This is a genomic window from Streptomyces sp. NPDC048516, assembly GCF_043199875.1.
In the GTDB taxonomy this organism is placed as follows: domain Bacteria; phylum Actinomycetota; class Actinomycetes; order Streptomycetales; family Streptomycetaceae; genus Streptomyces.
In genome coordinates this window covers 625,251-648,649 of sequence record NZ_JBICWS010000001.1, presented here as the reverse complement: position 1 = coordinate 648,649, position 23,399 = coordinate 625,251, and the positions used below count along the sequence as shown (strand labels likewise).

Annotated in this window: 24 protein-coding genes; 7 read left to right on the top strand and 17 right to left on the bottom strand. The window is 72.0% G+C overall.

All coding sequences use genetic code 11. From position 1 onward, the window contains the following. Nucleotides 1-68: 68 nt before the first annotated feature. Together ACGFR7_RS02945 and ACGFR7_RS02940 are read right to left on the bottom strand one after the other, a co-directional pair. Nucleotides 69-1,058 carry an ornithine cyclodeaminase family protein gene (locus ACGFR7_RS02945; protein ID WP_393312258.1) on the bottom strand — a complete coding sequence of 330 codons (990 nt, stop codon included), beginning with the start codon at nt 1,056-1,058 and terminating at the stop codon, nt 69-71. Nucleotides 1,059-1,190: 132 nt separating this feature from the next. Then, nucleotides 1,191-1,508 carry a hypothetical protein gene (locus ACGFR7_RS02940; protein WP_393312256.1) on the bottom strand — a complete coding sequence of 106 codons (318 nt, stop codon included), beginning with the start codon at nt 1,506-1,508 and terminating at the stop codon, nt 1,191-1,193. A 319-nt stretch (nt 1,509-1,827) separates the two neighbouring features. Between ACGFR7_RS02940 and ACGFR7_RS02935 the strand changes: the two genes are divergently transcribed. Together ACGFR7_RS02935 and ACGFR7_RS02930 are read left to right on the top strand one after the other, a co-directional pair. Then, nucleotides 1,828-2,085 (top strand): WhiB family transcriptional regulator, encoded by a 258-nt coding sequence (locus tag ACGFR7_RS02935; RefSeq protein ID WP_393312254.1) that lies wholly within the window; start codon nt 1,828-1,830, stop codon nt 2,083-2,085. Between the two features lie 293 nt (nt 2,086-2,378). Then, complete coding sequence (locus ACGFR7_RS02930) at nt 2,379-3,038, top strand: NADPH-dependent FMN reductase (protein WP_393312252.1); 660 nt, start codon at nt 2,379-2,381, stop codon at nt 3,036-3,038. 201 nt (nt 3,039-3,239) lie between these two features. Here ACGFR7_RS02930 and ACGFR7_RS02925 read toward each other — a convergent pair whose 3' ends face one another. The 7 genes from ACGFR7_RS02925 to ACGFR7_RS02895 form a co-directional block, all read right to left on the bottom strand. Continuing rightward, a complete protein-coding gene (locus ACGFR7_RS02925) occupies nt 3,240-3,470 on the bottom strand; it encodes a hypothetical protein (protein ID WP_393312250.1) in 231 nt (76 codons plus the stop codon). Next, nucleotides 3,467-3,901, bottom strand: coding sequence for a hypothetical protein (locus tag ACGFR7_RS02920; protein ID WP_393312248.1), 435 nt, complete (start codon nt 3,899-3,901; stop codon nt 3,467-3,469). The genes ACGFR7_RS02925 and ACGFR7_RS02920 overlap by 4 nt, the downstream gene beginning before the upstream one ends. 52 nt (nt 3,902-3,953) lie before the next feature. Next, nucleotides 3,954-5,447 carry a sensor histidine kinase gene (locus ACGFR7_RS02915; RefSeq protein WP_393312246.1) on the bottom strand — a complete coding sequence of 498 codons (1,494 nt, stop codon included), beginning with the start codon at nt 5,445-5,447 and terminating at the stop codon, nt 3,954-3,956. Next, entirely contained in the window at nt 5,444-6,154 is a 711-nt protein-coding gene (locus tag ACGFR7_RS02910) for a response regulator transcription factor (RefSeq protein WP_393312244.1), read from the bottom strand. Before ACGFR7_RS02910 ends, ACGFR7_RS02915 begins: the two co-directional genes overlap by 4 nt. Before the next feature lie 210 nt (nt 6,155-6,364). Further along, nucleotides 6,365-8,614 carry a xanthine dehydrogenase family protein molybdopterin-binding subunit gene (locus ACGFR7_RS02905; protein WP_393312242.1) on the bottom strand — a complete coding sequence of 750 codons (2,250 nt, stop codon included), beginning with the start codon at nt 8,612-8,614 and terminating at the stop codon, nt 6,365-6,367. Continuing rightward, a complete protein-coding gene (locus ACGFR7_RS02900; protein ID WP_393312240.1) occupies nt 8,611-9,609 on the bottom strand; it encodes an FAD binding domain-containing protein in 999 nt (332 codons plus the stop codon). Before ACGFR7_RS02900 ends, ACGFR7_RS02905 begins: the two co-directional genes overlap by 4 nt. Nucleotides 9,610-9,695: 86 nt before the next feature. After that, nucleotides 9,696-10,232: a (2Fe-2S)-binding protein gene (locus ACGFR7_RS02895; protein WP_393312238.1), complete on the bottom strand. Its 537-nt coding sequence runs from the start codon at nt 10,230-10,232 to the stop codon at nt 9,696-9,698. A 245-nt stretch (nt 10,233-10,477) separates the two neighbouring features. Between ACGFR7_RS02895 and ACGFR7_RS02890 the strand changes: the two genes are divergently transcribed. The 3 genes from ACGFR7_RS02890 (at nt 10,478) to ACGFR7_RS02880 (ending at nt 13,270) form a co-directional block, all read left to right on the top strand. Further along, entirely contained in the window at nt 10,478-10,936 is a 459-nt protein-coding gene (locus tag ACGFR7_RS02890; RefSeq protein WP_393312236.1) for an RrF2 family transcriptional regulator, read from the top strand. A gap of 299 nt (nt 10,937-11,235) precedes the next feature. After that, nucleotides 11,236-12,513 carry an acyl-CoA dehydrogenase gene (locus ACGFR7_RS02885; protein ID WP_393312650.1) on the top strand — a complete coding sequence of 426 codons (1,278 nt, stop codon included), beginning with the start codon at nt 11,236-11,238 and terminating at the stop codon, nt 12,511-12,513. A 247-nt stretch (nt 12,514-12,760) separates the two neighbouring features. Further along, a complete protein-coding gene (locus ACGFR7_RS02880; protein ID WP_393312648.1) occupies nt 12,761-13,270 on the top strand; it encodes a hypothetical protein in 510 nt (169 codons plus the stop codon). Nucleotides 13,271-13,466: 196 nt separating this feature from the next. Here ACGFR7_RS02880 and tgmB read toward each other — a convergent pair whose 3' ends face one another. The 8 genes from tgmB to sigK form a co-directional block, all read right to left on the bottom strand. Beyond that, nucleotides 13,467-14,396: an ATP-grasp ribosomal peptide maturase gene (gene tgmB, locus ACGFR7_RS02875; RefSeq protein WP_393312234.1), complete on the bottom strand. Its 930-nt coding sequence runs from the start codon at nt 14,394-14,396 to the stop codon at nt 13,467-13,469. A gap of 6 nt (nt 14,397-14,402) precedes the next feature. Continuing rightward, nucleotides 14,403-14,594, bottom strand: a complete 192-nt coding sequence (gene tgmA, locus ACGFR7_RS02870) for a putative ATP-grasp-modified RiPP (protein WP_030079154.1) — start codon at nt 14,592-14,594, stop codon at nt 14,403-14,405. 422 nt (nt 14,595-15,016) lie between these two features. Continuing rightward, a complete protein-coding gene (locus ACGFR7_RS02865; protein WP_393312231.1) occupies nt 15,017-15,841 on the bottom strand; it encodes an alpha/beta fold hydrolase in 825 nt (274 codons plus the stop codon). Further along, nucleotides 15,838-16,611: a class I SAM-dependent methyltransferase gene (locus tag ACGFR7_RS02860; RefSeq protein WP_393312229.1), complete on the bottom strand. Its 774-nt coding sequence runs from the start codon at nt 16,609-16,611 to the stop codon at nt 15,838-15,840. Before ACGFR7_RS02860 ends, ACGFR7_RS02865 begins: the two co-directional genes overlap by 4 nt. Further along, nucleotides 16,608-17,381 (bottom strand): DUF1365 domain-containing protein, encoded by a 774-nt coding sequence (locus ACGFR7_RS02855; protein ID WP_393312227.1) that lies wholly within the window; start codon nt 17,379-17,381, stop codon nt 16,608-16,610. The genes ACGFR7_RS02860 and ACGFR7_RS02855 overlap by 4 nt, the downstream gene beginning before the upstream one ends. Beyond that, nucleotides 17,378-18,643 (bottom strand): NAD(P)/FAD-dependent oxidoreductase, encoded by a 1,266-nt coding sequence (locus tag ACGFR7_RS02850; protein ID WP_393312225.1) that lies wholly within the window; start codon nt 18,641-18,643, stop codon nt 17,378-17,380. The genes ACGFR7_RS02855 and ACGFR7_RS02850 overlap by 4 nt, the downstream gene beginning before the upstream one ends. Before the next feature lie 260 nt (nt 18,644-18,903). Further along, complete coding sequence (locus tag ACGFR7_RS02845; protein WP_393312223.1) at nt 18,904-19,650, bottom strand: anti-sigma factor domain-containing protein; 747 nt, start codon at nt 19,648-19,650, stop codon at nt 18,904-18,906. Further along, nucleotides 19,647-20,234, bottom strand: a complete 588-nt coding sequence (gene sigK / locus ACGFR7_RS02840; protein WP_393312221.1) for an ECF RNA polymerase sigma factor SigK — start codon at nt 20,232-20,234, stop codon at nt 19,647-19,649. Before sigK ends, ACGFR7_RS02845 begins: the two co-directional genes overlap by 4 nt. Nucleotides 20,235-20,547: 313 nt before the next feature. Here sigK and ACGFR7_RS02835 point away from each other — a divergent pair, with 313 nt between their 5' ends. Next, nucleotides 20,548-21,738 (top strand): lycopene cyclase family protein, encoded by a 1,191-nt coding sequence (locus ACGFR7_RS02835; RefSeq protein WP_393312219.1) that lies wholly within the window; start codon nt 20,548-20,550, stop codon nt 21,736-21,738. Between the two features lie 102 nt (nt 21,739-21,840). After that, the gene (locus tag ACGFR7_RS02830) at nt 21,841-23,397 is read left to right on the top strand and encodes an FAD-dependent oxidoreductase (protein ID WP_393312646.1); all 1,557 of its coding nucleotides are present in this window, start codon (nt 21,841-21,843) and stop codon (nt 23,395-23,397) included. Nucleotides 23,398-23,399: the final 2 nt, after the last annotated feature.

Sequence of the window (23,399 nt, the reverse complement as noted above, 5' to 3'; positions counted from 1 at the left end):
CCGAACCCGCCGGCCGGGCAGGCAGCGTGGGTCACTCCAGCCGGAAGTCACCGGACAGGCGGCGTAAGTCAGTCCAGCCGGATGTCCGTCCCTGCCGACTGCTGACGGGCCGCGGCGACGACAAGGGCCGCGGCCGCCGCGTCCTGCACTGCCACTCCGACGGACTTGTAGAGGGTGATCTGGTCCGGTGAGGAGCGGCCCGGCTTGCTGCCGGTGAGGAGTTCGCCCAGCTCGGCGTGGACATGCGCTTCGGTGATGACGCCTTCGCCCAGAGGGCTCAGCAGGTCGTTGCTGCCCGCGGGGAAGGGCGCCAGCGCCGCCTGCCGTGACTCGACGCATACCAGTGCTTCGGCCACCGTGGCATCGTCGATCTCCCTGCCCTCCGGGTTGAATCCCACCGAGGTCACATGCACGCCCGGAGTCAGCCAGGAGCGCCGGATCACGGGGGCGACGGAGTGGGTGGTCGCGGCGGCGATCTCCGCGCCGTCAAGGGCCTCGGCGTAGGTGTCGCTCGCCTCGACGGGGATGTCGAGCGCGGACGACAGAAGGCCGGCCAGGGCGGCCGCCTTCGTCTGGTCGCGGCCCGCCACACGGATGTGCCGGATCGGGCGGACCCGGCACATCGCCTCGGCATGCGACCGGGCTTGCGCTCCGGTGCCCAGGACCGCCAGCACCGAGGCGTCCTCGCGGGCCAGCAGGCGTGCCGAGAGCGCCGAACAGGCAGCGGTCCGCGCCGCGGTGATGGCCGTACCGTCCAGCAGCGCTGCCGGTTCTCCGGTGTGCGGATCGAAGACGGCGATCAGTGCCTGGTGGGTCGGCACGGGGGTGCCCCCGTTGTGCGGGAAGACGGAGACCAGCTTGCTCATGAGCACCCCGGCCGACGGTACAAAGCCCGGCATGGCTGCCAGGAACCCGTCCCGTTCCGGCACCAGGGCGGCGACGCGCTCCGGAGAGGAAGCGCGGCCGGCGCTCAGGTCCGTCATCGCCGACGCCATGGCGTCGATCAGCGCATCCAGGTCGAGCAGCGCCTCGACCTGCGAACGCCCAAGTACCAGCATCCGTCTCAGCCTCCTGATCACAGCGGTACGGCCGACGTTACGCCGAGCCGTGGCGGTGACCGTAGCCCCCTGCGCGGATATTCGGCGAACGAGCGGCGGGCGGCCCTGAAGAGCACCCCAGTGGTGGGTTCCCTACCAGTCGGTCAAGTCCACGAGGAGATCGCAGTACGGGTCGTCCGGGGCCCGCCGGTGGCGTTCCTCCTCCTCGATGAGGGAGGGGAGTGCGGCGATCAGCGCGGTGAGCATGCCGGCCAGGCGAATGTCGGCGCCGATGATGCCGGTGCGGCCGCGAGGCTGCACGTACAGGCGCATCAGGCTGTCGCCCTTCCAGAGGAAACCGATCAGGAAAGGGTCCTCGTCGTCGCCGGGGCCGGACAGGGCGCGCAGCACGCTGAGCGCCTGGCCCTGGTTGCGGTGGAAGGCGTTGACGACGCCGGTCCTATCGTCCACGAGAAGGGTGACCCGGCGCCATCGGGCGACGCAGTGCACGTGCCCTCACGCCATCCTGCGCGGTGGCGGAGTGTCACGGCGAGGCGCGGGTAGGCGGCGCGACAGCCGTGGGCAACGGTGCTCCTTCCGCGCCGGACCGGAATACCGGTTGGCGAGAGGCCGTGGCCATGGCGGCGCATTGTGGGCACAGGGACGGGCACACGAGGACAACAAGGACGACCAGCGGCCCGGGCACAACGGTTGAGGACGTGAGCAGAAAGCCCCGGCGCCTCGAAGTGAGGGAACCGACCGCGCTCGGCCGCGGAGAACGGAGGTAGCCATGGACTGGCGTCACGACGCGGTGTGCCGCGAAGTGGACCCGGAAATTTTCTTTCCCGTCGGCAACACCGGCCCCGCGCTCCTGCAGATCGAGGAGGCCAAGGCCGTCTGCCGCCGCTGCCCGGTCATGGGGCAGTGCCTGCAGTGGGCGCTCGAATCCCGTCAGGATGCGGGTGTCTGGGGCGGGATGAGCGAGGACGAGCGACGCGCCATGCGGCGCCGGGCCACCCGGAACCGGGCGCGCAGCGCTTCCGCATAGTCCGGACGGGGAACGTCCGCGCCGGCATCGCATCGGCATCGATACCGGCACCGGCGGAGCCGGCAGGCCGGAAGGCCGGAAGGCCGGAAGGCCGGAAGGCCGGAAGGCCGGAAGGCCGGAAGGCCGGCAGCATCGACGGGATCGACGCGTTCCGGTGGCTGGGGCGCAGGTCGGGACATGGCGCGGTGGGTACCGGGTGCGTCGCCTGTGCGCCGGTACGCTTTCACCACCCCAGGCGGTGGCCGTGTGTGCGGCGACGGGCACTCGCACTCCTGTGCCGGAAGGACGTCACCATGCCCACGGATGCACACCCCGGACCGCTGCGTGTCCTTGTTCTCGGCGCCGCACTACGGGCAGGGTCGTCCAATGCCCGTCTTGCTTCCCTTGTCGGACGCATGATGACCGAGGCCGGCGCCATGGTGGATCTCGCCGCGATGCGGGAATTCGATATGCCGCTGTACGACGGTGATGTCGAGGCCGAAGGAGGGGTTCCGGACGGTGCTCTGGCGCTGCGCGACCGGCTGGAGCGCTGCGATGCCTTTGTGATCGCTTCCCCCGAGTACAACGCTTCCCTGCCGGGGGTCGTCAAGAATGCGATCGACTGGGTTTCGCGGATTCGCCCGCAGCCGTTCAAGACCAAGCATGCGCTGCTGGTCTCCGCCTCCCCGTCCCTGGTCGGCGGCAACCGGGGGCTGTGGGCACTGAGGGTTCCGCTGGAGCATCTGGGCACCCGGGTCTACCCGGATATGTTCAGCCTTGCCGCGGCGCATCGGGGGTTCACCGAGGACGGGCAGCTGACCGATCCCGCGCTGCAGGAACGCCTGCGGGAGACCGTGACGGCCTTCCTCCACCTGGTCGAGGCCGATGCGCGCTATGTCTGTCTGCAACGCCGCTGGTACGAGTTCCCTGGCGACCGCACCGAGGCTCCCGTCACCCAGCGGGCGGAGGACTGAGCCGGATCGCCCGAGCGCGCCGGGGTGACACGCTCAGGCGAAGGGCGACCGGACGAAGGGCGACGGGCGAAGGCCTGACGAGGGGCGAGGGAGCGGCGGGATATGGCGCACCCCCGTACACGCGCCGTCGCCGTCGCCGTCGCCGTCGCGACCCGGGCGGACTTCCTCGTCCCTGGGCCCTGTCCGCAACGTCCCGGCCGCCTAGCGGTCCGCGGCCGCGTCGGAGTCCGCCGCAGCCGCTGCGCTCTCGGCGCCGTCCAGCAGCTTGCGCATCTCCGCCAGGTCGGTGGGCGTGGGCGCGGGCGCGGAGGGCGACGATGTCACGTGAGGGACGTCGCCCTCGGTACGTACCCCGTTCCCGCATCCGGCGACGAGCAGTCCGCACATCAGGGTGATCGCCGCGAACACCCCGGCCTGTCCGGTCCGGGTCACGACGAGGTCGTGTTGTTCCGGGACTTGCACCAGGTGGCGACCTTGGCGAGGTCCTTCTGCCGCTGCTGGAGCGTGGGAACGAGGGACTTGCGGTGGGCGAGCTTGTGGTTGAGGAAGGTCGCGATCTCGGTGTGCCCGGCGGCCTTCGCCTTCTCCGCACGCTTCTCCAGGCGGGCGACGGAGCCACGGACCCCGGCCTTGCCCTGCAGACGGTGAAGTGCCCGGTGGAGGCGCTTCTCGATCTTCGGGGCGCGCCTGCACAGCGCCTGTGCGCCATCTCCCGTACGGGTCTTGCCTTCTCCCGTACGGGTCTTGGCGGAGGCGGAACCGGACGGTGCAGGAGTGCTGCTGTCCGCGGCGGCGGTGCCCACGACACCGAGCAGGGCTGTCGCGGCAGCCACCGAAGAGAGGGCGATGCTCCGGGTACGCATGAAGGTCCTCCTCACGAGCGGGGCGGGCACGGTGCCCGTCCGCAAGGAGAAGCTAGGGGTGTTCTTTGTGGAAACCTTGTGGGCGGTCCACGGGATCCGCCAGCCAGTCCCGGTGCGCGGGCAGCGCCGTGTGCTGAGGACGGTGGGCGGGTGCGGCGGGGAAGACGACCTCGAAGCGGGCTCCGCGGCCGCCGGGGCCGTCCGCAAGCCGCAGGCTCGCCCGGTGCAGGGCGGCCTGCTGGGCGACCAGGGTGAGCCCGAGGCCGGAGCCGGGGCTGTCCGGACGGCGCTGGAAACGCTGGAAGACCGCCTCCCGGCGCTGCTGCGGCACACCCGGCCCACGGTCCTCGACACCGAGGACGACGCAGGGAGAGCCGCTGTCCTCACCGGCGCGGAGGGAGAGCGCGACATGGGCGCCGCCCTCGGCGGACCGGCCGTGGACCAGCGCGTTCGTCAAGAGGTTGTCCAGCAGTGAACGCAGCCCCGGCCGCCATCCGTGGATCGTCAGCCCCGGGCTGCTGTGGACCACCACCTCGGCCCCTGGGTACCTGCGCCGGACATCCGCCGCGGCCTCGTCGGCGAGATCGGCCATGTCGATGACGGCGAACGAATCGGCCTCCACCAGATCGCCCTGGGCAAGCGCCCGCAACATCACCAACAGGCCCAGCAGGCGGGCGTGTTCATGCCGCAGATCGTCCACCGTCTCCGCCCGGTCGGCGGCGTCGAGGTCCTGGAACGCCTCCAGGATGTCGAGGTTGGTCTGCATGCTCATCAGCGGCGTGCGCAGTTCGTGGGACGCGGCGGCGGAGAACGAGCGTGCCGAGGCCAGCGCCTCGGCGGTGCGGGCGGCTTGCTCGTCGTACCGGGTCAGGAAGGTCTGCAGCGTCCGGGCAAGGTCGTCGACCTCGGTGATGCGGGTCGGGGCGTGATCCAGCCGAGCGGCGCTGGTGTGCGGGTCGAGTCCGCCGGCCGCCTGTTGCAGACGCCGCAGTGGCCGGGCCGCGCGGGCGGCGAGCAGCCAGGCCGCGGCACCGGCCGGCGGAGCCGCGAGCAGCGCCACCATGATCACCCTCCGGCGCACCATCCCGAGCTGCGCCTCGCGCGCCGTGTCCGGGGAGAACAGCCACAGCATCCCGTGCACCCCTGCGCCGCGACCGGTGACCGGCACGGCCAGCACCCGCCAGCTCCTGCCCTGCGACCGCACGGTGGACGGATGCCGAGTGCCGGCGGGCAGCGGAACCGAGGCGGCGGGTTGCGGGCCGTCCATGACGGTGGTGCCGGAGCCGGACAGCCGGACGCCGACGTCCAGGGCCGCGGTGAACAGCTTCCGCTGGCGGGCCTGTTCGGCGCGGGGCCGGTCGTGGGAGCTGGCCCGCAACAGGCCGCGCGCCGCCACGGCCACGCTCTGCGCACGTTCGGTGAGACGCTGGTCCGCCTGGATGCGCAGATCCTTGCCCACCAGCTGCACCAGGAGCCAGCCGGACACCACCACCAGCAGCGGCACCACCATCCCGACGACGAGCGCGATCCGGGTGGACAGCCTCATCGCGCCGCCCCGCCCTCGTCGTCCCTCAGCACAAAGCCGACGCCTCGCACCGTGTGCACGATCCGGCTCCGCCCGCCCGCTTCCAGCTTGCGCCGCAGATAGCTGACGAAGGTGTCCACCGCGTCGGTGCGCACCTCGAAGTCGTAGCCCCATACGCGTTCCAGCAGCTGGTCGCGGGTCAGCACCTGCCCGGCGTTGCGGGCCAGGACTTCCAGCAGGGCGAACTCGCGTCGGGTCAGTTCCACCTCCCGGTCGTCGAGCCGTGCGCGGTGTGCCGCCGTGTCGAGCGCCAGACCGCCGACGCGTACGCCGTCGGTGGGGGCGGGGGGGCGGCGCCGCAGCAGCGCATGCAGACGCAGCACGAGTTCGTCCAGGGCAAACGGTTTGACGAGGTAGTCGTCCCCGCCTGCTTGCAGTCCCGCCACCCGGTCGGTGACCTCGTCGAGCGCGGAGAGCATCAGCACGGGGAGGTCGTTGCCGTGCTCCCTGAGCTGCCGGCACACCGCGATGCCGTCGAGATCGGGCATCGAGATATCGAGGACCATGACGTCCGGCGGCGCCTCGGCCATCCGCTCCAGCGCGGCCCGGCCGCCGTCCGCCAGCCCCACGGTGAAGCCGTTCAGCCGCAGTCCGCGCCCCAGCGACCGCCGGATCGCCGCGTCATCGTCCACCAGCAGGACCCGGCTGGTACCGCTTTGTCCGTACATACTTCCCTCCGTGATGGCCACCGCCTGACGAAATCATGCGTCATGGGCTCCAGCGCATGTCAGCCACGGTCCGGGATCCGGGATCCGGGTTCTCAGGGGGGCTGGGCTGGCCGGCCGACTGCCGTCGGCGTCGGCGTCGTACGCCGGACAGGGGCCGGAGACAGCGCGGAAGAGGCGACACGCCGGGAGACAGCAGGCCGGAGCCCACCCCTACAGCAGGTGTTCGATCCTGATCGGCAGTTCGCGGGCGCGGTATCCGGTCGCGTGGAAGACGGCGTTGGCGATGGCTGCCGCGGCGCCGACCATGCCGACTTCTCCGAGGCCCTTGACACCCAGCGGGTTCACGACCGTGTCCGGTACCTCCACGAACTCGATGTCGACATCGGGGGTGTCGGCGTTGACCGGTACCAGGTACTCCCCCAGGCTCGCGTTCGCCCAGCGGCCGTCGCGGGTGTCGACCACCGTGCCCTCCAACAGCGCCTGGCCGATGCCCCAGAGCATGCCGCCCATGACCTGGCTGCGCGCGGTGGCGGCGTTGAGGATCCGGCCCGGGGCGAAGGCGCCGACCATCCGGCGTACGCGGACCACACCGAGGTCCGGATCGACGGCGACCTCGGCGAACTGCGCACCGAAGGTGGCGAGCCCGTAGGGCACGTCCGGGGGCGGCGGGCTCCAACTGCCGAGGGCGTCCATATCGGTCATGAAGTGGCGCTGCATCAGGTCGCGGTAGGACTCGCCGCTGCCGGACCGGTCCGGTAGCTCCATCCGCCCGTCACGGACGACGACAGCGGCCGGGTCCGCCTGGTGCAGGGGGGAGGCGGGGTCGGCGATCGCCTGCTCGATCATCTGGTCGCGGAGCGTGGTGGCCGCGGTGTGCACCGCGGCACTGATCATGCCGGCGCCTGCCGAGCCGACCGTCGCCGCGACGTTCGGCAGGTCGGTGTCGCCGTACTCGAACCGTACGTTCTCCACGGAGATCCCCAGGCCGTCGGCGGCGACCTGCGTCATGGCGGTGGCCGCTCCGGTACCGAATTCCTGCGTGCCGGCCTGCACCACGGCGAAGCCGTCGGCGTAGAGACGGGCCCGGGCGCGTTGCGGCTGCATGGGGAAGAACACCGGGTATCCGGCGGTGGCCATGCCTTTGCCGATCAGCCAGTTGCCGTCCCGCTGGGAGCGGGGTTCGGGGTTGCGGGAGTGCCAGTCGAAGCGGGCCGCGCCACGGCGGTAGCACTCCTCCGCGCCGTCGCTCGACCATGGATGGCCGGTCTGGGGGTCGGACTGTGCGTGGTTGCGCAGCCGGAGTTGTACCGGGTCGACGCCGATGCGGTGGGCGAGCTCGTCCATCAGGCATTCCATGGCGTACATGCCGGTGGTCTCGCCGGGCCCGCGGGTGAAGGTGGGCGTCATGGTGTTGCTGCGGATCAGCCGGTAGACGCCCTCGTAGTTGGGGCAGGCGTACGCCTGCGAGGCGATGCTGAGCGAGGGTTCGGCCCAGTCGTCGAAAGGAGAGGTCAGCGAGAGCTTGTGGTGCCGCAGGGCGGTGAGCCGGCCCTCGTCCGTGGCGCCGAGTTCGATGCGCTGCTCCTGCTCCTCGCGGTGGCCGCAGGAGGTGAACATCTGCTCGCGGGTGAGCGCCAGCTTGACGGGGCGCCGCACATGGCGTGCGGCCATGGCGGCCAGGGTGACATGCGGCCAGATCATGGCCTTGCAGCCGAATCCCCCGCCGACGAACGGCGCACGGACCCGCACCTTCGACGGCGGGATGCCCAGCAGCGCCGCCACGGTGCTCTGGCTTGCCACGATTCCCTGGGTGGCGTCGTAGAGGGTGAGCCGGTCGCCGTCCCAGACCGCCGTGGTGGCCGAGGGCTCGATGGGATTGTGGTGGTTTGCCGCGAAGTGATAGGTCGCGTCGAGGCGTTGGGTGGCCGCCCGGAAGCCGGCCTCGACATCTCCGCGCACACTGCGTGCGGGGAGGAAGCCCGCGAAGATCGCCTCGGGTTCGTAGGCCTGGTCCCGGCCCTCTTCGAGGGTGGTGACGGAGGCGCTTCGCTCGTAGTCGACATGGACCTGCCGGGCCGCGAACTGGGCGCGCTCGTACGAATCGGCGATCACCATGGCCACCGGCTGCCCGAAGTAGTGCACGGCATCGTCCTGCATCGGGAAGAAGCTCTCGCCGGGGGCGGCGTGACCGGCCAGCGACGGAAGCAGATGGGGCGCGCCGGCGATTCTCGGCAGGTTCCGGTGGGTCAGCACGGCGAGCACACCGCCGGCGTTCTCCGCGGCACTGGTGTCGATGGCGGTGACCCGGCCGCAGGCGGTACGCGCGCCGACGAGGGCGGCGTACACGGTGCCGGGCAGGGTGTACTCCGCTGCGTAGCGGCCGCTTCCGGTGACTTTGGCCCGGCCGTCGACGCGCGGGAGAGGCCGGCCGACAGCCGTGAGGGTGGCGCCCGTGGTCATACTGTCCCGCCTCCTTGCGCGGCAGCGGTCTGCAGGGCACGGACGATGGTCCGCCGGGCGAGTTCCGCCTTGAACGCGTTCATCGGGCGGGTGACGGCGGGTGCCAGCTCCGTGGCCGCGGCCCGTGCGAACACCTCCGCCTCGGCGCGCCGCCCCACGAGCACGTCCTCGGCCCGGTGCGCGCGCCACGGTTTGGTCGCCACGCCGCCGAGCGCGAGCCGGACCTCGCGGATCACCCCGTCCTCCAGCGCCAGCGCCACCGCTGCCGAGGCGAGGGCGAACTCGTAGGACTCACGGTCGCGCACCTTGAGGTAGAGCGACCTGCGCGCCACGGGGGCCGGGGGCACCTCGATCGCGGTGATCAGTTCACCGGGCGTGAGGGGATGCTCCCGCTCGGGCGTGTCCTCCGGGAGCAGGAAGAAGTCGTCGACCGGGATGCTGCGGGAGCCGTGCGCGCCCTCCACGTGGACGACGGCGTCCAGGGCCACGAGCGCGACCGCCATGTCCGAGGGGTGGGTGGCGATGCAGTGGTCGCTGGTGCCGAGGATCGCGTGCCCGCGATGGGCTCCTTCCAGAGCGGAACAGCCGCTGCCCGGAACGCGCTTGTTGCATGCGGATTCGGGGTCCCGGTAGTAGGAACACCGCACACGCTGCATCAGGTTTCCGCCCATGGAGGCCATGTTCCGCAGTTGGGCGGAGGCCCCGAGCAGCAGCGCCTGGGAGAGCATCGGGAAGCGCCGCACGACGCCCGGCGCCTCGGCCACCTCGCTCATCCGGGCCAGCGCGCCGATGAGCAGTCCCCCGTCGGGACGGTCCTCGATCCCGGCCAGGGGCAGTCGGTTGATGTCCACCAGGCGATGGGGCCGCAGCACATCGAGGCGGAGCAGGTCGACTTCCGTGGTGCCGCCCGCCAGGTAGGAGCTTCCGGGGTCGCTGGTCACCGCCCGGACCGCAGTGGTCACATCCGTCGCGCGGGTATAGCTGATGGCACGCACGTCACTGTCCTGTCCTGTCCTGTCACTGCCCCGTCTTGTCACTGTCCGGTCTTGTCACTGTCCGGTCTTGTCACTGTCCGGTCTTGTCACTGTCCTGTCTTGTGGCCGTACACCTCGCGGATGGCGGAGCGGATATGGGGATAGGCCGCGCAGCGGCAGATGTTGCCGCTCATCCACTCGGCGATCTCGCTGTCGGACCCGGCATGTCCTTCGTTCAGCACGGCGACGGCCGACATGATCTGCCCGGGTGTGCAGTACCCGCACTGGAAGGCGTCGTGGTCGAGGAAGGCTCGTTGCATCGGGTGCAGCTCCTCACCCTCGGCGAGGCCTTCGATAGTGGTTACTTCCCGGCCTTCGCAGGTGACGGCCAGCGTCAGACACGCCAGCACTCTGCGCCCGTCGACCCAGACCGTGCACGCCCCGCAGGTTCCCTGGTCACAGCCCTTTTTTGAACCGGTGAGAGCCATGTGCTCACGCAGCGCGTCCAGCAGACTGACCCGGGGTTCCAGGTCCAGGACGTAGGAGACCCCGTTGACGACCAGGTCCACTGCCACGCTGTCGGGCCCTCGCGTTTCCATGACCGCGGACTCGGCGACGGACGTTGACGCGCCTTTGTCTGCCACGACACTCACCTCGGAGTCGGTGCCTACGTCGAGCCTCCGTCCGGTCGTACGGGCTCGCAACCCGGCGAAGAGTGCGACGCAGGGCACTCCGAGAGGGCGGGCGCGGGTGCACCGGGATACCGGACCGGGACACCCGGAGATCACGGGACCGGGACGCCCGGAGATCCCCGGCCGGGACACCAGGAGGTCCCCGGCCGGGACACCCGGAGGTCCCGGCCAGGGTCCCTTACGGGATAATGCGCAGCATGCGGATCTCAGCCAGAGCGGACTATGCGGTGCGCGCGGCGCTGCAACTCGCCGCTGCCCGGGACGCGGGGCCGCTCAAGGCGGAAGCCATTGCCCAAGCACAGGACATTCCGCATAAATTCCTCGAAGGCATCTTGAACGACATGCGCCGGGGCGGGCTCGTCCACAGCCAGCGCGGCGGCAACGGCGGCTACCGGCTGGCCAAGCCGGCGGAGGCGATCAGCGTCGCGGATGTCATCCGCGTCGTGGACGGCCCGCTGGTGTCGGTACGCGGAGTCCGTCCACCGGAGTTGTCCTACACGGGGCCCGCCGAGTCACTGCTGCCGCTGTGGATCGCGCTGCGGGCCAATGTCCGCCAGATCCTCGACGGCGTCTCTCTGGCCGATGTCGCCTCGGCCGAGCTGCCGGACCTGGTATCCGCGCTGACCGAGGACCCGGCCTCCTGGTCCAACCCTTAGGGCTCCCTCAGAGCTTTCCCAGAAGCTTTCCCAGAGCTGCCTCAGGACTCCCCCAGGAGTCCCTCAGGGCCTCTCCTCGCGGGGTACCGGATGCCAAGACCGGTCTGTCCACCCCTTGAACACCCCTTGATCCGCCCGCAGTCCGGAAGCATTCTTTTCCCTACCAATCCAGTGGGAAAACTAGGGAATCAGGGGTGGGAGAAATGGGTGTACGGGCACCGGTGCGTACCGATTCACCGGCCGGCGGTCCGGTCTCACCGATCGCGCCGGAGACGCCCGACGGGACGGTGAACGCCGCCATGCCGAAGAAGTCCGCTGCACGCCCCGCCTTCACGGAGCCCCACCCCCTTGCCGATGAAGGGATCCGGCTCCGCATCACCCGGGAGATCGCGGATGACCTCGCCGTTGACGCGCTCAGCCGCGACCGTGCGGGCAAGCCTCCGTTCGACGAGGCCGCACGGCTGCGCGAAGCCGGTCTGCCCGGCCTGCTGACACCGCCCGGACCGGCCCGGCGCGGCACCGACTGGCGTACCGCCTGCGCGGTCATCCGGGAGATCGCGGCGGCCGACAGCTCCATCGGCGAACTGCTGGCCCGGCACTATGTGTTGTCGTGGAGTGCCCGGTTCTTCAGCACCCCGGAAAGGGCCGACGGGCTCGAACTCCGGTCGGCGGCGAAGCAGTGGCTCTGGGGCGGCAGTACCGATATCCCGGACCTGGAGCCGACGGCGGGCCCCGACCTGACGCTCACCCCGGCCGGCGACGGGTACGTCCTCCACGGGTGCAAGGCACTCGCCTCGGGTGTCCAGGTCGCCGATCGGCTGATGCTCGGCGCGGTGTGCGCCGAGAGCGGTGAGTCACTGGTCGTCTGCGTCGATCCGGCCCACCCGGGGGTGGTGGCCGATGCGGAGCACGACCGCCTCGGCCAGCGGCTCACGGGCGCCGGGCGCATCGGCTTCGACGGTGTCCCGGTCCCCGCCGACCAGGTCCTCGGCGCCGTCCCCCACGATGAGCACGCCATCTCCCCCTTCGCCACGCTCGCCCCGTTGGCGCTCCGGCTCGCCCTTGCCCATGTCAGCCTGGGCACCGCCGAAGGAGCGCTTGCCGAGGCACGGGACATCGACCGGGCCTCATCGCGCGGCCGTCCGGCCACGGGTCCGGATGACGGTGCGTACCCCGATGCGTACCCGGACCGGACAAGCACGGATCCCTACCTGCTGCTCGCCTACGGGCAGTTGGTGACGGCTGTCCACACCGCCGCGGCGGTGGTCGAATCGGCGACCGAGGCCTTGGCGCGCGGTCTTCTCGCAGGGCAGGAACTCGGCGTGGACGAGCGCGCGGACATCGCGGTCCTGGTCGCCGCGGCCGAGGCCGTCACCAGCAGGTCGGCGATGGACATCACGACCCATGTCCTGGAACTCGCCCAGGGCGCCGACTCCCCGGCCGGGACCCTGGGATTCGACAGGTTCTGGCGCAACGCACGTGTGCTGACGGCGCGGACCTCCCCCACCCACGCTCTCCGCGACATCGGCGATCACTATCTGAACGGTACGCATCCCGCCCTGACCGTGCGCGTCTGACGAGCTGCCGCAGACCGTGCGGAGCCCTCGGTTCCGCGGACCGTGCGGACTCCTCGGTTCCGCGGACCGTGCGGACTCCTCGGTTCCGCGCGATACCGCGGGGCCATACCGCCGCGCCACGGGGATGATTCGCCCGGAACGGTCGGCGTAGCTTCGTACGGATCCGTGCCGGGGGCTGCTACATCTCGTATGGGCCTCCCCGAGCGGGGCAGCCCCGTCGGTCCTGTGAGGTGGCGCCGTGTCCGTGATGCGTGACGATTCCCTGCCGCCCGCCAGACGGGGGGAGCCCCTGCAGCGGTTGCTGTTCGGCGGGGTGTACGGCTCGGTGCTCGCCAGCGCGCTGGCGGCCGCGCTGGGCCATGAAGGCACCCCGGCGGATCCCGGGTATGACGCATTGTGGGTGGCGCTGTCGGCGGTGGCGTCGGCCGCCGCGCACGGCTACGCCCACTCCATCGCGCACCGGACGGACGAGGACACTCCGGTCACCGCGAGCGCGGTGCGTTCCATGCTGACCGAATGGCCGCTGGTGGCCGCGATGGTGCCGACGATCGCGGTGCTGCTCGGCGCCCAGGCGAAGTGGTGGGGCGAAGCGAGCGCGATCGACGTCGCCCTGGGCTTCAACATGGTGGCGCTGTTCGGCTGGGGGGTGTGGGCGGCCCGGGTGGCGGGCCGGAACTGGACGGGGTCCTTCCGGGTCGGTGGCGTGGATGTGATGATCGGGCTGTTCATCGTGGTGGCGAACGTCTTGAGCAAGTAGGGGGCCGCGGTGGCCGCCAGGGGCGCGCCGCACTCGGACGCCGGTGCGCCGGTGCCGCGGGTGCGGTGGCCGCCAGGGACGCGCCGCACTCGGACGCCGGTGCGCCGGTGCCGCGGGGCGAGGGACCAGAGCAACGGCACAGCCTCGCCCCCGCCCTCGCGGCACCGTGCGCCCACGGCCGACCGCTTCCGAGGAATCAGGTAAGGGGTTCCACGGCCAGCCAGGCGGCGATGGCCTGGGCGATGGGCTGGTCGGTCTCCAGCTGGACGAAGCCGAACTGGCCGCCCTGGTTGCATTCGAGGAACCACCACGTCCCGTCCGGGTCTTCGGCGAAGTCAAAGGCACCATAGGCAAGTTGGGCGGTGGACATATAGGTGCTCACCGCCCGGTGGACGGAGTCCGGCACCTCGGCAGGCTCCCAGGTGCCGTGCTGGCTGAAACGGCTGTCCACCTCGTCGGGATCGGCTTTCTTGCGGGCGGCGAACAACTGCTCGCCGACGCAGGTCAGCCGGATATCGGCCTCCTTGTGGATGTGCTGCTGGAGCAGGGTGGGACCGGCCGCGACCCCGCTGAAGTCCGCGTCCGGGCTGATGCGCGTGGTGGGCAGCACGAGCGGCGGGTCGCCGGGGTGCTTTCCGCTGACCGACTTCACCACGAGGTCCTGGTGGGCGGCGGCGAACTGCCGGGCGACCGCCGGGAAAGTGGTGATCAACGTGGGGGGTACGAGGAAACCGCTGCGATGGGCGAATTGGAGCTGCCAGGGCTTGTTGCGTGCCTGCATGGACGCGACGGGGTGGTTCATCCAGCGCGCCGGGGTGCAGGAGAGCATGCCGTACAGCGCCTGCTCGGATTCCGCCGTGATCCAGGCGGACTGTTCCGGGGCGCGCGCCCCGGGGGCGCCCGGACGGCGGACCCATACCGAACGCAGACTGCTGAGGCTCACCATGCGTGTGCCCGCCTTGAGATATCCGTGGAAGTCGTCCCCGGCGTACTCCGCCGACAGGGCGACCCTTCCGGGCAGGTCGGCGGGGTCGAGGCGGACGAGCGGGACACCGAGGTCCTGCAGCGTGGACACCACGATATCCGCCGTCAAGTCTTCCTCGCAGGTGAGGACCAGGACGGTCATGGGCGCTCAGTCGTCGAAGTGGGTCTTGGAACCGGCGGTGGAGGCGGTGGTCCCGGTGGCCAGCAGCACCGCCCGGCTACAGGTGGCCGGGCGTCCGTCCGGGAGGACGTTGAGTTGCCGCGTGGCGTCATAGCTGTAGGGGGTGGTCGTCGGCGATTTCACCGCCGGACGGGCGTAGCTCAACGCAAACGGTCGCATACCTTCTCCTTCGAAGCCCGGTTTCCGAGCCCTTGGCGCGGGGCACACTTGAAGGCCCCGTTTGATGACTCTGCACGGAAGACGCGACAATCTGGTCAGTAAGTTGCTTCATTTGCTCGTTTTCGGCGATTCTCTTGACTCAAATGCGACGATCACGTACTCGTCGGACGTGCCAAGTACCGCCGTCGAGGCACGCCCTGACGGCCCGTTCAGGGAAGAGCGCACACCGATTGCCCACCCTGAAGAAGACTTCCCCGCACGGGACTTGAGCACGCGGAAGCGGCCCGGCGCGGCGATCAAGGGCGGGGCGGAACTGCACGCCGGATCGTGTGCACGCTCGCTCCGTGCCCGCCGCGTGGGCGACGGACGGGACGTGTGCAAAGAGGTGTGCCGTGCGGGGCTGGTGTGCGGGGTTCGGGCCGCTATCCGGGCGGCGGCCTCTCTTCATCCGGTACCGGCAACGGCCCGCCGGCCAGGATGGCAGTGACGAGCTTCACAGTCAGCCGGTGCCACTCGCGGGCGCCGCGGAGCATGGTGTGGCCGCCGCGCGGCATGGCGACCGCGTGGGCCCGGGCCCCCGACTGCCGGGCGCGGTCGGCGAAGAGCCGGGAGCCTTCGGCGTCGGTGATCCGGTCGTGATTGTCGTGCAGCAGTACGACGGTCCGGTCGCGCAGATGGGAGACGGGCTCCCCGGGCGGGCACCACGGGGCGAGCGCGACGACACCGCGGACCGCCGGATGCCCGCCGGTGTGCAGTGCGGCCCTGCCGCCCATGGAGTGGCCGACGAGCACGACCGGCACGTCGGCGGCGAGCCCGGTCAGCTCGTCGAGCGCCCGGCGGGCGTCCCGGGCGGCGTCCGCCTGCGGGCCGTTCCAGCCGCGGCAGCGGTAGCGCACGGAGGCGAGCAGCAGTTTCCGCCCGCCCGGTGCCCGGGACATCGCGGAGCCGAAGGGCCGCATCCGCAGCGCGGGGAGGTTGAGCCGCGGAGGCGGAGTGCGGCCGTCCGCCCGGCCGCCGTGCATCAGCAGCACCGCGGCCCGCGGCAGGTCGGGGTGGCGGTGGACGAGCAGCGGCCGGTGCGGGCTCCGGCGTCCGCCGTCGGTGCCGCCACCGATGCCGCTGTCGTTGTGGTTGTGGTTGTGGTTGTGGTTGTGGTTGTCGCTGCCCATGCCCATGTCACTGTCATCGCCGTTGCCCTTGCCCTCGCCGTTGCCTGGGTCCGTGGGCCGTGTCGGGCCGGTGGTCATGGGCGGGTGTCCTCCGGGTGGGGGTGGCGACGCGGTGGCAGTGGAAGGAAGCCGCTGGTGCGGGCCGTGTAGGCAGCGTATCCGGGGCGGTCGGCCAGATGGTTCTCCAGCAGACGCTTACCGCTGCCGTGGATCAGACCGGCCAGGTCCAGCAGCCGGTCGATCTTGCGGTGCTGGGCACCGGCCAGATCGCTCCACGCGGCGGGGCGGCGGGGGAAGAGGGCTGAGGAGTACGTCATGGTCCGGTCCAGGAAGAGCGCGAACAGGTCGTTGGACAGGTCGTAGTGACGGTGGATGTTCTCCCGTGCGCCCTCCGGTGTGTTGCGCTGTGCGCTCGGCCGCCGGTGCGCCCAGGCGCCGCGCAGCCGCTGCAGGGGGCGGGGCACCAGCGAGGTGAGGCGGGAGGCGAGGACGGTCAGCGCGCCGACCAGTTCGTCGGTGTCCCACTCCCCCGCCATGTAGGACTCGCCGAAGCCGATCAGCCCGTCGGAACCGATCCGGCAAAAGAACGCGTCCGGGTCGTGTACCCGCAGCAGGGGCCCCTCGGCGCCCGTGACGGGTGTGTCGCCCAGTGCGACCCGCAACGGTAGGGAGGCCAGGGCCCGTTGGACGAGGAGCCGGGTCACGGCGGTACGGGCGGCCGAGCCGCGCGGGCCGCGCGCCACATCCGGCCACCTGGCCGCGTCCACCCGCTCCCGGGCCGTGGTGAGTGCGGCGGCCGCGGCGAGGGCGGTGCCGGCTTCGGTGCGGTACGGGACGGAAGTCTTCACTGCATACCTTCCTGGATACGGCGGCGGGGGCGGGTCCGGACGGGCAGACCTCGCAGGTACAGGGCGATGCCGTGGCGGCGGATACCGGCCGTGACGGCGGCCGTCGACCAGGGGTGGCGCAGCACCGTGGCCAACAGGTGCCCCGGGGTCGCGGGCCGCCGGGTGCCGCGCACGGTGGCGGTGAACGGCCTGGTGTCACCACGCCGCAGCTGTACGGTCAGATCGAGCCGCCCGGCCGGCTCGGGCAGGCGCATCCGGTAGGCGCCGTCGACCGGAAAGAACGGTGAGACGTAGAAGTCCTTGGTGACGTCCGCCCGGCCCTGCGTATCGGTGTGCAGCAGGTAGCAGTGGCGCTCGCCGTAGGTGTTGTGCACCTCGGCCACGACGCAGACCTGTGCACCGCTCCGGTCGTGGCACCAGTACAGGGTCAGCGGATTGAAGACATGACCCAGCACTCTGGCGTGCGCGAGCATCAGCACCCGCCCGCCGTCCAGCCGCACCCCACGGCTCGTCAGGAACCGTTCCAGACCGGCCCGGAGGGACGGCGCGGTGCCGGCGAAATGATCCCGGGGGTCGAACCGGGCCAGCGGGCGCAGGGCGAGCGGGAGCCGTGGCGGGCGGTCGAGGTCGACCAGCCAGAGGTAGGTGCGGTGGCGCAGGGAGTGGTGCACCGGGGCGGTGCGGGCGTGGGAGACCACGCACTCGTAGAGCGCGGGCGTGCGGACGACGGTGGCGGGGGCGGTGGCCGGGGCGGCCGTTCGGGGTGTCACCAGCGCACCCCCAGGGCCGCGGCCGCCTGGACCCCGGAGCGGCAGCCGTCCTCGTGGAAGCCCCAGCCGTGGTAGGCCCCCGCGAAGGCGGTGACCGCCGTGTTCAGCCGCGGCAGGCTCTGCTGGGCGGCGACCGACTCCGGTGTGTAGAGGGGGTGTTCGTAGACCATCCGGGCCAGGACCCGGTCGGCGGCGACCCGGTCGCCGGCGTTGAGGGTGACGACGTAGTCCTCCGGGGTGTCCAGCCGCTGCAGACGGTTCATGTGGTAGCTGACCTGCACCTTGTCCGCGGCAGTGGTGCAGGAGGCCATCAGGTAGTTCCAGGAGGCCCGGGCCGCGCGCGTGCGAGGCAGCAGTGAGGTGTCGCCGTGCAGCAGGGTGGTGTTGCGCGAAGAGGAGAACGCGCCGAGGACCCGCCGTTCGTCGTCGGTGGGGTCGGCGAGCATCCGCAGGGCCTGGTCGGGGTGGACGGCCACCACCACCGCGTCGTACGCGCACCGGGTGCCGTCCTCGGTCACGACCCCGGCCCGGCCGTGGCCGCGGTGCACCGCCCGCACCGGGGTGCCGGTGCGGACCGCCGTGAGCTGCTTGGCGACCCGGCCGACGTACTCCACCGAGCCGCCGGTCACCGTCTTCCACTGCGGAGAACCGCCGACGGACAGCAGCCCGTGGTGTTCGAGAAAGCGGAACAGGTAGACGGCCGGGTACCGCATGGCGGTGGTGGGGGCGCAGGACCACACCGCGGAGACCAGCGGAGTGACGAAGTGGGTGGTGAAGTACCGCGAGAAGCCGCAGTTGCTCAGGAATTTCCCGAGGGTCAGCGTGTCGCCGTGCTCCGCGGCGAGCGTGGTGCGCGCCGCGCGGTGGAAGGCGCGGATCTCGGTCAGCATCCGCAGATAGCGCCCGCGCAGGGCACTGCGCGGCCGGGCGAACAGCCCCGCGGGACCACGGGCGCCGGCGTACTCCAGGCCGCAGCCCTCGCACCGTACGGACATGCTCATCTCGGAGTCCTGGGTGGCCACCCCGAGTTCACCGAACAGCCGCAGCAGCAGTGGGTAGGTGCGTTCGTTGTGGACGATGAAGCCGGTGTCGACGCGTACCACCCGGCCGTCCGAGGAGGCCGTGTCATGGGTGTGGGCGTGACCTCCGAGACGGTCGTCCGCCTCGTACAGCGACACCTCGCATCCGCCTTGCTGCAGCACATACGCGGCGGTGAGTCCCGCCACCCCGCCGCCCACCACAGCGATCCGTCGGCGCTCCACAGCAGGTGCCTCCTCATGTCGGGGCGGGGCCGCGTCCGGGGTGCGGCGGCCCGCTCACTGAGGGATTCGGTGCCGGGGACGGGGTGGATTGGTCTTGATGTTCCGGGCCACCGCGATGAGCTGGAGTGCAGAGCGCGCGGACAGGACGGGGCCGCCCGCCGGGAAGGCGTCGGCAGGGCGGACGCCGTGGCGCGGCGGCGGACACCGGAGCCGGCCATAGGGCGGCCGGCCCCGGTGTCACCCGTCGTTGAAACGTCAGCTCATACCCGCAGGAGCCCCAGCGGCGCACTGGTGGGACTGCTGGAGCCGCCCGGGGGTTCGGCCGTGAGACCGACTCCGTCCGCGCCCTGCGGTCCGCCGGTCAGCAGCATCGTGCCCGAGGAACGGCCGGGCTCGACGAGCCCGGCGGGCACCATCGTGCCGTTGCGGCTGTACCAGAGTTCGTACACCCGCTGATCCGGCAGTGCCGGCAGGCCGTGGTAGAGGAAGGCGGTCCGCCCCATCCGCTTGGAGGCCACCACGGTTCCGCTTCCCCCGCCCTTGAAGGCCGTGGTGTGGAAGGTGGCGTCCGGCGCGGTCATCAAGGCGCTGACCTCGGCCGCCTGCGCCTCGGCGCGGGCGGTACGGTCCCGCTGCCGGTCGGCGTCGTAGCGGGCGTCGACGGCCAGTCCGCCGGCGACCGCGGCGGCCGCCAGGCAGGCGGCGGCCGCCAGGTAGGGCAGGCGGCGGCGCGCGCGCCGGCGCAGCGGGACCACCGTGGCCTCGCGCTGTACGGGGGGAAGCTGCCGGACCTCGGGCAGAGCCGCCATGACCCGCATCCGGAGATCCGCCGGGGGCACTTCGGCGACCGCCAGGGCGAGCCGGGCCGCGGTCTCCTGCAGCTCCCGCACTTCCCGGGCGCAGGCCTCGCACTGGGCGAGGTGGCGGGCGAACTCCTCCGCCTCCCGCCCGGAGAGCGCGCCCAGGGCGTAGGCACCGGTGAGCGTGTGCAGATCCACGGTGTTCATGCCGACACCCCCAGGCAGTCGCGGAGCCGGATCAGTCCGTCGCGCAGCCGTGTCTTGACCGTGCCCAGCGCCGTGCCCAGCAGGTCGGCGGTCTCCCGGTAGGTGTACCCGCGGTAGTAGGCGAGCGTCACCGACTCCCGTTGGAGTTCGGTGAGCTGCCCCAGGCAGCGGCGCACCTGCTCACGCTCCAGACGCCGTTCGACCTGTTCGCTGACCTCGTCGAAGGCCGCGGTGTAGGCGTGCACTCCGGCCCGGTGGTCGCGGTCGGCCGCCGCCTGGGCCGAGCGCACCCGGTCCACCGCGCGCCGGTGGGTCAAGGTCATGATCCAGGCCATGGCGCTGCCCTGCCGCGCGTCGTAACGGGCCGCGGACCGCCACACCTCGATCAGCACCTCCTGTGCCACCTCCTCGGACTGGGCGGGATCCCGTACCACCCGGCGCACCAGACCCAGCACGGAACCGGCAACTGCGGTGTAAAGGCTCTCGAATGCTTGCTGGTCACCGCGGGAGACGCGGTCGAGCAGTGCTTCCAGGGCACCGAAATGGGGCACTGAGGATCGGTCGCCGCGGGCTGCGACGGGCATGGACACCTCCGGACGGTGACAGGGTCACCGGTGATTCGGCGCCGGGCGGCACCCGGATTGGTCGGAAAGGATTCTGGCCTACGCCGCGGCGGGCACCGCGGGCGGGCCCGGCCGCCACGGCACCGGCCCCGTCACCGTGCGGTCCTGCGCACCTGCGCCCGCTCCCGCTCCCACTCCTGACCGGTAGTCAAAGCGGCCAGGAGGCGGAGACGTCGACCGGCCCACCGGTTGCCCGCGCGTCGGACACCGCCTCCCGGCCCCTTGCTGCGGAAGGATCACCGTCGGACGCACCGAGGCACAGGGAGGACCGGGCGTGCGGGACGCGGAGGCCGTCATCGTCGGCGCGGGAGCGGCCGGGCTGTCGCTCGCCTACCGGCTGTGCGCACCGGCGGCGGGCAACCGGCAGCCAACGGTGCTGCTCATCGACGCCCCGCACGGGCCGCGCACCCCGCAGGAGCGGACCTGGTGCTACTGGGAAGCGCCGGGCGGCGCCTTCGACTCCGCACTGACCGCGTCGTGGGAACGGCTTCGGGTGCACGGTCCCGACGGGGCGGCGACGGAAGGACGGCCTGCCCCCTTCCGCTACAAGATGCTGCGCTCGCGCGACTTCGAGGCCTTCGTCGGCGCCCGCCTCGCCGGCCGGAGCGGCGTCGTCCGGGCCACCGCGACGGTGGAGTCCGTACGGGACGCCGCCGGTGGCGCGGAGGTGCGGGGGCGCGACGAGGCCGGGCGGCCGGTGGTCTACCGGGCGCGCTGGGTCTTCGACTCCCGGCCCGGCGTCCGGCTCCCGCCGGCCCGCACCACTCTCCAGCAGCACTTCCGGGGCTGGTTCGTCCGCACCGGGCGGCCGGCGTTCGATCCCGCGACCGCGGATCTGATGGACTTCCGCACCCCGCAGCCCGCTCATGGCCTGTCCTTCGGGTATGTCCTGCCGCTGAGCGAGCACACCGCGCTGGTGGAGTACACCGAGTTCTCCCGCCGGATCCTCCACACCGCCGCCTACGAGCGGGCGTTGCGCCGGTACACCGCGCAGGTCCTGCGGCTGGACGGGTTCCGGGTGACCGCCGTCGAGCAGGGCGCGATCCCGATGACCGACGGCCGGTTTCCACGGCGGGCGGGCCGCTCGGTGTTCCGCATCGGCACCGCGGGCGGCGCCACCCGTGCCTCGACCGGATACACCTTCGCCGCCGTGCAACGCCAGTCCGCGCACATCGCGGCCGCCCTCCTGGCGGGCCGGGCTCCGCTCCCCCCGCCCGCGCACACGGCCTGGCACCGGGCGATGGACGCGGTGCTGCTGCGTGCACTGGACCGCGGCCGGGTGGACGGAGCCGAGTTCTTCACGGGGCTGTTCCGCACGGTGCCGATGGAGCGGCTGCTGCGGTTTCTCGACGGCCGCTCCCGCCTGTGGGAGGACGTCGCCATCGGCCTGCGCTCCCCGGTGCTGCCCATGCTCCGCACCGCCGCCGAACTTCCGCTGCTGTCCCGTCGGGCCACGGTGCGGTGAACCGGCCCGTCGCACGTCCCCGACGACCGGAGGAGAGCCTGCCATGACACTGCCGCACGAGGCCGAACCGTCCACGGGGTGCGCCCTGCGGGAGGGAGCGTGATCCGCGGACCTGCGCGAGGCGGCGCCGCGCGGCACGGACGCGACCGCCGGGCACAACGGGTGCCGGGCCCTCCGGGACGGGAGCGGGCCGCGCCCGACGGGCCCGGTGCGGCGGTGGTCGGCGGCGGGATCGCGGGGCTCGCCGCCGCGACCGCACTGGCCGAGCGGGGGGTGCGGGTGACGCTGTACGAACGCGAAGCGGACCTGGGCGGCCGGCTGGCGGGCCGGCCGGTGCGGCTAGCCGACGGCTCGGCGGCGACCATGAGCCGGGGCTTCCATGCCTTCTTCCCGCAGTACTACAACCTGCGGGGGCTGCTGCGCCGGGCCGACCCGGGACTGGACCTGCTCAGACGGCTGCCCGACTACCCGCTGCGCCACCGTGCGGGCCTGCGGGACAGCTTTGCGCGGGTGCCCCGGACACCGCCGTGGAGCGCACTGGGTTTTGTGGCGCTCAGTCCCACCTTCACCTGGCGGGATCTGGCGCGGATGCGACCGGGCGCGGCCCTGCCGCTGCTCGACGTAAGGGTGCCGCAGGTCTACGAGCGGCTGGACGGCATCAGCGCCCAGGACTTCCTCTCCCGCATCCGCTTCCCCGAGGCCGCGCGTCATCTCGCCTTCGAGGTGTTCTCCCGGAGTTTCTTCGCGGACCCACGGGAACTGTCCGCCGCGGAACTGGTGCTGATGTTCCACATCTACTTCCTCGGCTCCAGTGAGGGGCTGCTCTTCGACGTGCCCGCCGAGCCCTTCCCCCAGGCGTTGTGGCACCCCCTCGGCCGGTATCTGAGGGGGCACGGGGTACGGCTGTGCACGGACACGGCGGTGACCCGGGTCGAGCCGGCGGCGGGCGGCGGGGTGCGGGTCATCGCGCGGGGCGAGGCGCGCCGGTACGACGCGGTGGTGCTGGCGCCGGACCCCGGCGGGCTGCGGCAACTCGTCGCCGCGTCGGACGGGTTGGGGGACGCCGCATGGCGGGCGCGGATCGGGCGGCTGCGGACCGCGCCGCCCTTCCTGGTGTCACGGCTGTGGCTGGAGCGGCGGGTGCGCGCCGACCGTCCCGGTTTCCTGGGCACCAGCGGCTACGGCTCGCTGGACAACGTCAGCGTGCTGGAGCGCTGGGAGGGGGAGGCGGCCCGCTGGTCGGCCCGCACCGGCGGCTCGGTGCTCGAACTGCATGCCTATGCCGTCGCCCCGGGGGCCGACCGGGCCGCCGAACAGCGGCACCTGGTGGAGCAGTTGCACGCCGTCTACCCGGAGACCCGCGGTGTCCGGACCGTCGACCGGCGCGACGAGTGGCGCGCGGACTGCCCGCTGTTCCCGGTGGGCGGCTACGGTGACCGGCCGACCGTGCACACGCCCGACCCCCGGGTGGTGATCGCGGGCGACGCGGTGCGCACCCCGTTCCCGGTGGCGCTGATGGAGCGCGCGGCGACGACCGGGTTCCTCGCGGCCAATGCGCTGCTGGGGCGCTGGGGTGTGCGCGGCCAGACGCTGTGGACCGTGCCGGACAGGGGGCGCTCCGCGGCGCTGCGGTGGGCGGCGCGGTGGGCGGAGCGGTGACG

Excerpts from the sequence above, each read along its gene's own strand:
- ACGFR7_RS02910 (WP_393312244.1), bottom strand. The coding sequence starts at position 6,154 with ATGTACGGACAAAGCGGTACCAGCCGGGTCCTGCTGGTGGACGATGAC.
- ACGFR7_RS02930 (WP_393312252.1), top strand. The coding sequence starts at position 2,379 with ATGCCCACGGATGCACACCCCGGACCGCTGCGTGTCCTTGTTCTCGGC.
- ACGFR7_RS02865 (WP_393312231.1), bottom strand. The coding sequence starts at position 15,841 with ATGACCACCGGCCCGACACGGCCCACGGACCCAGGCAACGGCGAGGGC.
- tgmB (WP_393312234.1), bottom strand. The coding sequence starts at position 14,396 with ATGACCGTCCTGGTCCTCACCTGCGAGGAAGACTTGACGGCGGATATC.
- ACGFR7_RS02880 (WP_393312648.1), top strand. The coding sequence starts at position 12,761 with ATGCGTGACGATTCCCTGCCGCCCGCCAGACGGGGGGAGCCCCTGCAG.
- ACGFR7_RS02920 (WP_393312248.1), bottom strand. The coding sequence starts at position 3,901 with ATGCGTACCCGGAGCATCGCCCTCTCTTCGGTGGCTGCCGCGACAGCC.
- tgmA (WP_030079154.1), bottom strand. The coding sequence starts at position 14,594 with ATGCGACCGTTTGCGTTGAGCTACGCCCGTCCGGCGGTGAAATCGCCG.
- sigK (WP_393312221.1), bottom strand. The coding sequence starts at position 20,234 with ATGCCCGTCGCAGCCCGCGGCGACCGATCCTCAGTGCCCCATTTCGGT.
- ACGFR7_RS02945 (WP_393312258.1), bottom strand. The coding sequence starts at position 1,058 with ATGCTGGTACTTGGGCGTTCGCAGGTCGAGGCGCTGCTCGACCTGGAT.
- ACGFR7_RS02935 (WP_393312254.1), top strand. The coding sequence starts at position 1,828 with ATGGACTGGCGTCACGACGCGGTGTGCCGCGAAGTGGACCCGGAAATT.
- ACGFR7_RS02885 (WP_393312650.1), top strand. The coding sequence starts at position 11,236 with ATGCCGAAGAAGTCCGCTGCACGCCCCGCCTTCACGGAGCCCCACCCC.
- ACGFR7_RS02890 (WP_393312236.1), top strand. The coding sequence starts at position 10,478 with ATGCGGATCTCAGCCAGAGCGGACTATGCGGTGCGCGCGGCGCTGCAA.
- ACGFR7_RS02905 (WP_393312242.1), bottom strand. The coding sequence starts at position 8,614 with ATGACCACGGGCGCCACCCTCACGGCTGTCGGCCGGCCTCTCCCGCGC.
- ACGFR7_RS02845 (WP_393312223.1), bottom strand. The coding sequence starts at position 19,650 with ATGAACACCGTGGATCTGCACACGCTCACCGGTGCCTACGCCCTGGGC.
- ACGFR7_RS02915 (WP_393312246.1), bottom strand. The coding sequence starts at position 5,447 with ATGAGGCTGTCCACCCGGATCGCGCTCGTCGTCGGGATGGTGGTGCCG.